The sequence below is a fragment of the Vagococcus sp. genome (genome assembly GCF_036639995.1).
Lineage (GTDB): Bacteria > Bacillota > Bacilli > Lactobacillales > Vagococcaceae > Vagococcus.
On record NZ_JAVWHO010000002.1, the window covers coordinates 99825 to 110952 of the forward strand.

The window sequence follows — 11128 nt, forward strand, 5'->3', positions numbered from 1 at the left end:
TTGTTTTTCAAAATGGTCAGGCAGATCAATCAAAATTAACAAGTATGAGTCAACATCTAATTAACGAAAAATCAGATATTTTGGTTGGGATAGCTACTCCAGCAGCTCAATCATTATTAAATGAAACAAAGGATGTACCTATCGTATTGGGAGCAGTTAGTGACCCCAAAGGAGCTGGATTAGTAAAAGATAATCAGAGACCAGGTGGAAATGTCACGGGTGTTAGTGATCAATCACCAGTCAAAGCACAATTAGATCTTGTTGAATCGCTATTGCCTGAAAAGAAAAAAATGGGGATTTTGTATTCATCAGCTGAAGATAACTCTGCTTATCAGGTAGAAAAAATAACTAAGGAAGCAAAGAAAAATAAGTTTGACGTCCAGTCTTACGCCGTGCCATCAACAAATGAGATTTCCCAAATGATGCAAGTTATCTCTGAGGAAGTAGATTTTCTTTATATCCCAACAGATAATACAATGGCAAATGCTATGCAAACAATTGTTGATGTTGCTAATCAGCATCACTTGCCAGTTATTCCGTCTGTTGACTCAATGGTAGAACAAGGAGGATTAGCAACTGTGGGAATAAATCAGTATAAATTAGGAACACAAACCGGTAAAATGGTTGCAGATATTTTGAATAAAAAGAGCAAACCGCAAGATACACCTATTTACATATTTAGTGATGGCGATATTATTATAAACAAGAAGCAAGCTAAGTTTTTAGGAATTGATATTCCTGAGTCAATTTTAAAAAAAGCCGTGATTAAAGGAGGAGAAGAGAAATGATAGTTTCAACGATTGCACAAGGTTTATTATGGGCTATTCTGGGTTTAGGAATATTTTTAACTTTTAGAATTTTAAACTTTCCTGATTTAACAACAGAAGGAAGTTTTCCTTTAGGAGGAGCTGTTTGTGTGACAGCAATTACTAGTGGGATCTCCCCTTTAATTGCTACCTTTTTAGGTGTAATTGCAGGTATGCTTGCTGGATTAATAACTGGACTTCTTTTTACAAAAGGGAAAATCCCTATTATTTTATCAGGTATCTTAGTAATGAGTGCTTTAAATTCAGTGATGTTATTCGTTATGAAGTCACCGAATTTGTCGTTACTTAATCATCATAAGATATTTAATTATTTAGATAGTCTTAATCTACCTCCTAATTTTGATAAGATTTTTATGTCGTTAATAGTCGTAGGAATTGTGATTTTAGGCATCATTTTATTTTTAACAACACATTTAGGTCAAGCCTATATTGCTACTGGTGATAATGAAGATATGGCCAAATCATTAGGAATTAAAACAGATAAAATGAAAATACTAGGTTTGACTATTTCAAATGGCATTATTGCCTTATCTGGCGCATTGATTGCACAAAGCGAAGGTTATGCTGATATTAACAAAGGAATTGGTGTTATCGTGATAGGGCTAGCTTCAATTATTTTAGGAGAATTGCTTTTTGGTGAATTAACTTTATTTGAGCGATTGCTTGCTATTGTTGTAGGAAGTATTTTGTATCAACTATTGATTCTAGTAGTCATTAAACTCAAATTAGATACAACATATTTAAAGGTCTATTCATCAGCAATTTTAGCTGTCTGCTTAATGATTCCTCAATTTAAACTGAAATTGTTTCAAAAAAAGGAGATGTTCTAGATGAAAGAGGCAATGTTAAGCATTAGAGATGGAGTCAAGGTGACAGATACTAAGATGGTTATTATGAACCATTTAAATCTAGATGTGAAGCAGGGAGATTTTATTACTATATTAGGTGGAAACGGAGCTGGAAAATCAACGTTGTTTAATAGTATCAGCGGAAAATTATCCTTAACCTCTGGAGATGTGTTATTAAACGGAAAAATAATTACTAAAGATTCTGAAGAAAAAAGAGCAAAGTATTTAGGAAGAGTATTTCAAGACCCAAAACTTGGAACAGCTCCAAGAATGACCGTTGCTGAAAATTTGATGTTAGCTAGTAAAAGAGGAGAAAAAAGAAACCTTACTTTTAGAAATATTAAGGCTGAGCAAGCCGATTACTTAGAGATGTGTAAAAAAATAGGTAACGGCTTAGAAAAACATTTGGATACACCTGCTGGTAATCTATCTGGAGGGCAAAGACAAGCGCTAAGTTTATTAATGGCAACAATGACACAACCTGATATTCTCCTATTAGATGAGCACACAGCTGCTTTAGACCCTAAAACAGCAAAGCAATTAATGGAATTAACAGAAGAAACTATTAAAAAAGATCGTTTAACTTGTCTAATGATTACTCACAGAATGGAAGATGCACTAAAATATGGTAATCGTCTAATCGTTCTCGAAAACGGACAAATAAAACGCGATATCTCAGAAGAAGAAAAGAACCAATTAACATTAAGAGATGTTTTGTCTTATTTTGAATAATCAATTTAGTTATTAAACTAGAGATTTACGTTCTAGTCTTATATAATAAAGAAGAGACAATTGTGTAAAGGAGCTTTGATAATTATGGTAAAGAGATTACTGAGTTGTACAGCAAGTGAGATTAAAAAAATGACACCAATGGAATTAAAACAGGCAATAAAATCCTCTGAAGGGCGAATTATTTGTTCTGAAAATGCGGCGTTATCTCAACCTGTTGCAGGTGAAATTACCAATGCTGAGCTAGCGAGTGCATATGGTGCTGATTTAATACTATTAAATGCTTTTGATGTGTTTAATCCAATCGTTATGGGGTTACCAGGGAGTGCTAATTTGCAAGAAGTCATTGATTTGATGAATGACCCAAGAAGCTTGCGAAAAAATCCTGTTGACCAATTAAAATATTTAACTGGCAAGCCAATTGGTATTAATATAGAGTCAGTTGATGCTTTATCACCTGAAACACTTCAAGAAGCTCAAAAATTAGGGTTTGATTTTATTTGCTTAACAGGAAATTCAGAGACTGGCGTTACTAATAAAAAAATTGCTGAATCTATTCAATTAGCAAAACAACATTTTTTTGGTTTAATCATTGCGGGAAAAACGCACGGTACTGGAGTGGATGAGGAAGTTGTTAATATGTCAGCCATTAAGTCTTTTGTTGAAGTAGGTGCAGACATTGTTTTGCTCCCAGCAGTAGGAACGATACCTGGTGTCGCAGATGAAGATATTAGAGATGCAACAAAATATATTAGATCTAATGGAGCTTTGTCTATGTCAGCCATTGGAACGAGTCAAGAAAGTTCAGATCAAGAGACTATCAAACAGATTGCGATTCGTAATAAGATTTGTGGCGTTGATATTCAGCATATTGGAGATGCAGGTTATAGTGGATTAGCTCCAGTTGAAAATATTTATGCGATGTCAATTGCCATTAGAGGTTTGCGCCATACAATGAATCGTGTAGCGACTTCTGTTAATAGATAAAACTTAATTTTTATTAAGAAAAAGATAATACTTAAGTCCTATGAGTAAATGAAGCTTCTTAGATATAATAAGTATATCTAGGAGGTTTTTTTATGATAAGTTTGGCATTAGCATTTATTATTTTGTCTATTTATAATTACAAACAACAAAAATTATTTGAAAAAGTTTTAAATTATAAAGAAGTAACTCATTATGTAATAGGTTATGGTTTTATGTTGTATCTATTAATCATGTTGAAAGAAATAATCGGTTTTCCAAGTATATCAAATTGGATAAGGGTACTTAATGTTCAAGGGGATATTTTTGATCCTAATTTAAGTCTAATTCCTTTTGGTAACGGCATGCTTCGATCGGATTATTTAAATATCATCATGTTCATGCCTTTAGGAGTTATCTTACCTTTAATGTGGAAGAAATATCATCATTTTAAATACACGTTCCAATTTGCTTTTTTTCTTTCTCTATTTATAGAAATCAGTCAATTATTTACACGATTTAGAGCAACCGATATCAATGATTTAATTACTAATACGTTAGGTGCATGTGCTGGATGGCTTTTATACTTTGTTTTTTCAAAGCTATTACTACGATGGATTCAACCAATCCCATTATTTCAATCAAGTAAATTTTTATCTTACGAACCCAAAATGTACGTTATTGTTGCAGCAGTATGCAGCTTTTTAAGTTAAAATAGGAAGTGATTTATAGATGATTCAATTAGTAAAAATTGATCAAATAAGTAATGAACAAATTATTGAGTATCAAAAAGAGTTTCTTAAAAATCATGAAATAATACATGGATCAAACGGCTTAACAACAGAATTTGATATAGTAAAATGGCGAAAAAGAGTGTTTAAAAATGAGATATCACCACCTAGCAATTTGGTTCCTTCAACTCAGTTTTTATTAATTGATGAAAAGATAAACTTAGTAGGAATGCTAGATCTTCGTCATAAGTTAACACCTCACTTAGAAAAAGAAGGTGGGCATATTGGCTATTCTATTAGAAAAAGTTTCCGAGGAGCAGGTTATGCTAAAGAAGGGTTGCATCAAGCTTTGAAAATTGCTGAAGATAAATTTGATTTGAATAAAGTTCTATTGACATGTGATAGTGATAACTACGTATCTAAATCTGTCATTTTAAGTTCGGGTGGTAAGTTAGATAACCGGATAGAGATGAATAAAAAAATAGTAGAACGATATTGGATTGAATTAAATGATTAAGAAAAGATATGTTATAGATAAGATAGTAAAAAACTTTAGGTTTTGACGTAATACTCAAAATCTAAAGTTTTTTTGTATAGCATTCTGGTTAACATAATATTATTACATTAAAATTAATTTGGATTTAAAAATCAGAGAGTCTCATATATTTTGCTTCTTGGAATATATGCTTATCGATTAAAGGGACTAATTTTTTAAAGTGAGGTGAATCAACATGATTTTGAATAGCCTGCTCATCTTGCCATTTTTCAATAAAAACAAAGTGTCCGGGCTGTTTTAAGTCCTGATGTAAGTGGTAGGAAATGCATCCTGATTCCTTTCTAGTTTCATCAATTAATTTAGTATAAATTGGTTTTACAATTTCAATCGATTCTGGATGAATAAAATCTTCTGCTATAAGAGTTATCATAGGTAAGCCTCCAATATGAGTGTTAGTTTACTACGAAGTCTACCATAAAAGATTAGATAAAAATAGGTGAAAAATCTATACTAACCTATTATATCGGATTTTAAAAGTTAGTTAACTAACCTGTTGAAATGGTTTTAAGAGGTTTTTTACTTTAGCTGTGATATACTATTAGTAATTCATAAAGGAGGAGCTTAAATGAGAGATATGTTTCCAAACATTACGGATAGTATATCTTTAAATTTTATTAATTCTCGAATCGTCAGAAAAGGGAGGATAATTGAGTTAGTAAAGAATGTTAAAGATTTAGAGGCTTGGACTGAGTCTCCTATAGATGGAAATACACATTATAATACTCAACTTTCAACATTTAATTCTTGCTTAGATAATAATATCGACATTAATGATTTATTGGAATTTAGATCAGAGCTTTATAGTGTTCTTTTGGACTTATTAGATAAAAAAATTTCAATAAGTGATTTCAAATTATTTATTGAAATTAATACTTTAAATAATCCTTTTTCAATTATTTTTATTCAAAATACACCAATCTTTGTACCAGTTAAAAGTGGTTTAGCTGGAATTAAAACATTAATGTTTTTAGATTTGTCTCGATTAGTGGAGAATGGAGATATCAATAAAGTGAGTAAATGTGCTAACGATTCTTGTCCACTTATATTTATTAATAAAAACGGTAGAAGAAAGTGGTGTTCGATGAAAATTTGCGGTAATAGATATAAGGTTGAAAGATATGAAAATAAAAATAGAGAAAATGAGTAAACTAGATTATTATATAATCTAGTTTTTTTATATAGTATCACTATACATTTCGACTGTATAGTGATACTATATAAATTAAAAGTAAGGAGTTGTTTTTATGGAGAAGGATCAGTTACCTTTAACTGAAACGGTATTTTACATTTTAATGGCTTTTAAACAACCTACGTATGGCTACTTAGCAATAAAGTCAATTGAAGAAATGAGTAGTGGTGAGGTTCGTATTGCTGCTGGAACAATGTATGGAGCGATAGAGACATTATTAAAGAAGGGTATGATAGAGCAAATTCCTTCTAATTTAGAAAGAAGAAAAATGTATCAAGTAACGTCTTTGGGAGAGTTGATTCTATCAATGGAAGTTGAAAGAATGAAGCGTTGTACACAACTATGGGATCAAATTAATATTGGAGGAGGGATTGATAATGAGAAAGTATAGATACTTTTCAACTATTGATAAAGAAGAAGAGTGGTTAAATACTCAATTAAATAAAGGCTTGGTTCTTTGTGAGCCTGTTGGTTTCGGTAGATATAGTTTTGAGTCAAACTCGCAAAGTAATCAGGTAGTAAGAATTGATTCAAGAAAGTTTAAAACAGAAGATGAGAAAAATGATTATTTTCAATTTATGGCCGATTTTGGGTGGATTAATATAAAAAATGAATCAAAAAATAATGGTAAGATTTATTTTATTGGGGATTCAAGTATATCAGACGAACTTTTTTCTGACTCAAATTCAAAATATGAAAGAGAAGTAAGGTCTAGAAATTCTTTATTAAGTATGAACATGTTTATTTTTACGTTTTATATGCTAATTTTTTATAACAAGACGAATAAATCGGTTTTCTTTAACCCTAAGGCAGCTTTTTTGACACCTGGTTTATGGTATAAGGGCGATCAAGAGTTTTGGAGAGCTTTTCTATTTGAACTACCATTTGCTATTTTAAGAATTATATTTGCTTTTGCTCCGCTGATTTTATTAGGATACTTTGTGTATCAATTTGTTTTAGTACAAAAATCTATTAATAAATATAAAGATTTAAATTAAAAAAGACTTAAGATTTACCTTAAGTCTTATCGATGCAGAGCTGCTATAAGGTAGCTCTGTTTTTATTTTTGATGTAAGAATGGTTTACCATTCTTTGTTAAAACTGTTGTAATAGTCTGCTTTTGATATCTCGCTTAATTCAATACCGCATTTTTTATAAGCGGATTCCCAATTTGGTTCTCGCGTGTCTTTAAATCCATTTTCTGCTAATACATAGTTTTCAGTTTTTAGAATCCAAACAATAGCTTGTTTTTCTACTAACTCTTGTGCTGCTTTAAAGATTTCTTCATCATTAGCGTTGTTCTCAGTTAGAGTATTGATCAAATCGGTAACTATATTAACGAACATTTTTCCAGTAAAAGCGTGTTCCCAGTGTAACATAACATTTGAATTTAACGCTTTATCGTCTTTGCTCAAAGCTTTGTTTAACTTAGCAAGGTCTTGATCATTTAAATTTTCTGCTACGGCAAGGAAACTAGGTTCTTCGATTTGTTCAATAATTTCATTCATGCCAAATTTTAAACTATAGTCATGGTTACGCAAGTCATTGATGCTTAAACTCTTAGCAAAAGCTTCTGCTCCTTTAGAAACAAAAATGTTGAAGGGAAGGGTGTTCCTCCATGAAGCAGTCATAATAGTAACTGTTTCAGTGATTAACATAGATTTTAATTCGATTACTTCTTTATTTGTTTCATTTAAAATTTCTTTGTTAAGAGTAACTGCAACTTTTATTAATTCAGCAAAGTAAGATTTCCTACCATTTATTAAAATTTCTTTGTTATTTCTGATTGTTTCTAAAGAAACTTCTTTGTTTTGTATGTTTTTATTCAAATAATCCAGCTCCTAAATCTATTTTTCTACTTGGCTATTATAGCACTAATCGAATGGTTTAAGGTTAAAAATGTTAAATCTATATTTAATTAAATAATGGAATGCTTAAAAAGCAAGCCGTTTGGAACGTTAGTTAAGAAAAATAATTCTTTAAAAAAGATTTTAACAGATAAAATTAATTAAGGTACTTATATATAAGTCAAATTAAATTCTTAGTAAGAGATTACAGCAGGCTTATGGATAAAAATAGCGAAAGAGAACTCTAAAAGTAGCAACGATTAAATTTATTTCTATTTGGTTTACATAATATATATTAAACCAAGCTGAATATTAGTTAAATAAGAGAGCGTTTCAGATTATTTTTATTAACTAGCTCAATTGATTATCAACATACCACTTAATAAAACTACATGAAATAAAAAATATCATGAGTTCTAAAAGAAAAATCCAACTAAGAACTTCTTTTAGAAAAATAAATGACAATATTTCAAGTATCGCAATAATTGAACCTATAATTAAGTTAGTTCTGTAAATTTTTTGGTATGCATTTGCTGCAAGTTTTTGTGATAAAATCCAATTGGATTGACTAGACATTGATTTTTTTGATCTAAAACCCTCGAAATTATTGATTTCTTTAGGAGCTTCAGTAAGATAAGTTTGTGAAAATAAACGAAAGAAAAAACTTATTATTAAAGTCAACATAAGAAACCCTCCAGATATATTTTTCTAGTTATCATCGTCACGAATGCTGTCAATATGCGTTGTTTTCATCATTTTATTTGAATAATCTAGTTTGATTGTCTTAGCTTGAAATTTAGTATCATCTCCAACTAATTTGATAAAATACTTTCCAGGGGTAAGCGTAATTTTGATGTTATCATCATTTGTTTGCCCTTTTTTTAACTTAAAAATAGTTCGAATGTATTTTTTATTGTCTGTGAGAGCAAGTCTAACCTGACCTTTTTGATTTTTTATATCATAAATAACAGTCAGTTCCGACTTTTCTAGAACATCAATTTCCCAAAGTGTTAGTCGACCATTCAGTTCAATATCCCCTTTGTAATTGGTGCTGTTAGAAGTTGTATTTTTTTCATTTATTGAGTAGCTATCATCAACGGTCAATATTTTTTTGTCATTGCTAATGTCATACTTACTAGAGCATGCTACTAGTGTTAGTAAACCTAAAATTAACATGATTAAAGTGAATCTTTTTTTCATTTAAAATGCTCCTTTTTGATATAAATTGCTTTTTCTAATGCTAATGTGAAGAAGTAATTTTCCCATTCAGTTTGAATATAGGTGGTATTAATCTTTTTTAAGTAGCTGATTGTCATAATTAGTTGATTAAGAGCTTCTAAGTGGTAATCCTCTAAAAACTGTTGTTTACTAACTTGTTCCTTTATTTGTGCATCCAGCAAAGAATAATAAGTACAAAGGAGTAAGTCAATATCAGATTGGCAGCCGTAAAAGGATAATCCTTTCTCAAATGTTTCTTGATTAGTTGTGTAAAAGGCTGAGAAACGGGCAATATCTGTTGTATAATTTCCCTTTCTAGTGTGTTCCCAGTCTATTATTTTTAACTGATTCGTTGTTTGGTTCTGCAAGACGTTTATTGGCAATAGATCATCGTGGCAAAGTGTTTTAGGAGTTGAGATAAAGCGATTGATATAAAGGTTGTAGCTGTCATATAGAATAGAGTTCTTATCAAGTTTATCTAAAATAGCAAGTTTATGAGCTAATTGTTCGTCCGTGTTTGGGGTTAACTGATTCAATAAGTCTTCTTCAAAATAAAAATAGTTAGTAAGTTTGGCTAGATGCTTACCCAGTAACTTAGCTGTAGATTGATTTAGTCTAGATAAATCCTTTTTTCCAACATATCGAGTTGTCATCCATTTGTGATTGCTATCAAGTTCTTTGGAAAAACTCATAATTTCTGGTATTAAATCAATGAAACCGTGTTTAATTAGCAACTGATTGATTGCAATTTCTTTATCAGTTGCTTTTTTTAAAACGAAGTATTCACGATTTTTATTCTCTAATAAATACGTGTTATAAATTTTATCTAGTCGCTCATCTGATACTACTGAAAAAGAGTTAATATCCATTTTTGTTAGGAAACAGACCTTTTCTTTATTCATAGACTTCACCTCTACACAAATAACTGATATTTTATAAATTAATTATAACATGTAAATTTATGGAAACCTACCTTTCTTGAAAGTTATCTCTTTCCGTAAAGGTGAAATAAACAGCTGATTGGTATAAATAATATTACTTACCTCTCCTTTTCTTTTAAATCGTTTTGACAAATTGGTATAGATGAATTATACTCTCTTTAAGAACAAATGTTCTGATAATGATATAGGAGGAAAGATATGCCAAATGAGAAATTAAATAACTTACTTGAATCAGAAACCGCTTCCCTTCCTTGGTTCGTTCAAGAATACATTCATTCTAAAAGTATTGTCCCCTATTCTTCAGTAACTCTCTATGAATATGCAAAAGAATATCGACGTTTTTTTGATTGGTTAAAGTTAGAGCAAATTATAGACTCTACATCCCCTACTTTAGCTGATTTAGAAGAATTAAAGAAAGAAGATTTGGAGCTTTATAAATCTTTTTTGATGCATTCTCCTAAGGTAGGAACATCTAAAGACAATCGTGCCCGCTCTTTTGTCACCGTTCAACGATCTATTACTTCTTTACGCTCTTTGTTTAAATACTTGAGTACACAAACTGAGGATGAGAATAATCAACCTTATTTAAGTCAAAACGTTCTATTGAAAATAGATAATGTGAAGGCAAACAAAACGTTGCAAGAAAGATCTCGGCGAATTGAAAAAAAATTATTACTTGATGATGAAGCAATTTTATTTTTGTACTATATTGATCAAGATTATGAAAATACACTTAAAAGTCATCAAGCAAAGGCTTTTTTTAAGAAAAATAAGACACGGGATTTAGCAATAATTGCTTTATTTCTTGGGACAGGCATTCGGTTATCAGAACTTGTGAACATGCAAGTATCTGATTTAGATACGATAAATCTGGAAGCAACCGTTGTACGTAAAGGTGGCTTTAAAGATGTGGCGCTAATTTCCTCTTTGTTTATTGATTATATTATTGACTATGAAGAAGCTAGAAATAGCTTATATACCCCAAAAACGCAAGAGAAAGCATTGTTTTTAACAAAATATAAAGGCGCAGCCAAGCGGATAGAACCATCTACTGTTGAAAAATTAGTTTCAAAATATTCCGCTGCGTTTAAAACAAAAATTACGCCTCATAAATTGCGTCATACTGTAGGTACGCAACTTTATAAAAAGACAAATAGTTTGCTGACAGTGTCTCATCAATTGGGTCAAACAGGAACAAGTGCAACAGCTCTTTATACTCATATTGTCGACAAAGAGCAACGAAATGCAATGAATGATTTATGGAGTGATTAACAAAAAA

At 30.7% G+C, this 11128-nt stretch carries 15 protein-coding genes; 10 read left to right on the forward strand and 5 right to left on the reverse strand.

The features are described 5' to 3' along the window. The 6 genes from RR554_RS01855 to RR554_RS01880 form a co-directional block, all read left to right on the forward strand. Positions 1-788: ABC transporter substrate-binding protein (locus RR554_RS01855; RefSeq protein ID WP_332467306.1), on the forward strand; the 788-nt coding region annotated here is incomplete at its 5' end. Then, positions 785-1657, forward strand: a complete 873-nt coding sequence (locus RR554_RS01860; RefSeq protein WP_332467307.1) for an ABC transporter permease — start codon at positions 785-787, stop codon at positions 1655-1657. The genes RR554_RS01855 and RR554_RS01860, both read left to right, overlap by 4 nt. Beyond that, complete coding sequence (locus RR554_RS01865) at positions 1658-2407, forward strand: ABC transporter ATP-binding protein (protein ID WP_332462604.1); 750 nt, start codon at positions 1658-1660, stop codon at positions 2405-2407. Between the two features lie 84 nt (positions 2408-2491). Further along, a complete protein-coding gene (locus tag RR554_RS01870) occupies positions 2492-3391 on the forward strand; it encodes a DUF7916 family protein (RefSeq protein WP_332467308.1) in 900 nt (299 codons plus the stop codon). A 92-nt stretch (positions 3392-3483) separates the two neighbouring features. Next, positions 3484-4080 (forward strand): VanZ family protein, encoded by a 597-nt coding sequence (locus RR554_RS01875; protein ID WP_332467309.1) that lies wholly within the window; start codon positions 3484-3486, stop codon positions 4078-4080. A gap of 19 nt (positions 4081-4099) precedes the next feature. Next, positions 4100-4615 (forward strand): GNAT family N-acetyltransferase, encoded by a 516-nt coding sequence (locus tag RR554_RS01880; protein ID WP_332467310.1) that lies wholly within the window; start codon positions 4100-4102, stop codon positions 4613-4615. A gap of 124 nt (positions 4616-4739) precedes the next feature. Here RR554_RS01880 and RR554_RS01885 read toward each other — a convergent pair whose 3' ends face one another. Further along, positions 4740-5024, reverse strand: a complete 285-nt coding sequence (locus tag RR554_RS01885; RefSeq protein ID WP_332462608.1) for a putative quinol monooxygenase — start codon at positions 5022-5024, stop codon at positions 4740-4742. A 195-nt stretch (positions 5025-5219) separates the two neighbouring features. Here RR554_RS01885 and RR554_RS01890 point away from each other — a divergent pair, with 195 nt between their 5' ends. The 3 genes from RR554_RS01890 (at position 5220) to RR554_RS01900 (ending at position 6841) form a co-directional block, all read left to right on the forward strand. Continuing rightward, positions 5220-5801, forward strand: coding sequence for a CGNR zinc finger domain-containing protein (locus RR554_RS01890; protein ID WP_332467311.1), 582 nt, complete (start codon positions 5220-5222; stop codon positions 5799-5801). Between the two features lie 97 nt (positions 5802-5898). Further along, positions 5899-6234 carry a PadR family transcriptional regulator gene (locus tag RR554_RS01895; protein ID WP_332462610.1) on the forward strand — a complete coding sequence of 112 codons (336 nt, stop codon included), beginning with the start codon at positions 5899-5901 and terminating at the stop codon, positions 6232-6234. After that, complete coding sequence (locus tag RR554_RS01900) at positions 6221-6841, forward strand: DUF2812 domain-containing protein (protein WP_332467312.1); 621 nt, start codon at positions 6221-6223, stop codon at positions 6839-6841. The genes RR554_RS01895 and RR554_RS01900 overlap by 14 nt, the downstream gene beginning before the upstream one ends. An 84-nt stretch (positions 6842-6925) precedes the next feature. Here the strand turns inward: RR554_RS01900 and RR554_RS01905 are convergent, their stop codons facing one another. The 4 genes from RR554_RS01905 to RR554_RS01920 form a co-directional block, all read right to left on the reverse strand. Further along, entirely contained in the window at positions 6926-7672 is a 747-nt protein-coding gene (locus tag RR554_RS01905) for a hypothetical protein (RefSeq protein ID WP_332467313.1), read from the reverse strand. A 369-nt stretch (positions 7673-8041) separates the two neighbouring features. Beyond that, entirely contained in the window at positions 8042-8374 is a 333-nt protein-coding gene (locus tag RR554_RS01910; RefSeq protein ID WP_332467314.1) for an SdpI family protein, read from the reverse strand. 24 nt (positions 8375-8398) lie between these two features. Continuing rightward, complete coding sequence (locus RR554_RS01915) at positions 8399-8890, reverse strand: hypothetical protein (RefSeq protein ID WP_332462614.1); 492 nt, start codon at positions 8888-8890, stop codon at positions 8399-8401. Next, complete coding sequence (locus RR554_RS01920; RefSeq protein WP_332467315.1) at positions 8887-9810, reverse strand: phosphotransferase; 924 nt, start codon at positions 9808-9810, stop codon at positions 8887-8889. Before RR554_RS01920 ends, RR554_RS01915 begins: the two co-directional genes overlap by 4 nt. Positions 9811-10047: 237 nt before the next feature. Here RR554_RS01920 and xerS point away from each other — a divergent pair, with 237 nt between their 5' ends. After that, entirely contained in the window at positions 10048-11121 is a 1074-nt protein-coding gene (gene xerS, locus RR554_RS01925) for a tyrosine recombinase XerS (RefSeq protein WP_332462616.1), read from the forward strand. The last annotated feature ends 7 nt before the right edge of the window (positions 11122-11128 follow it).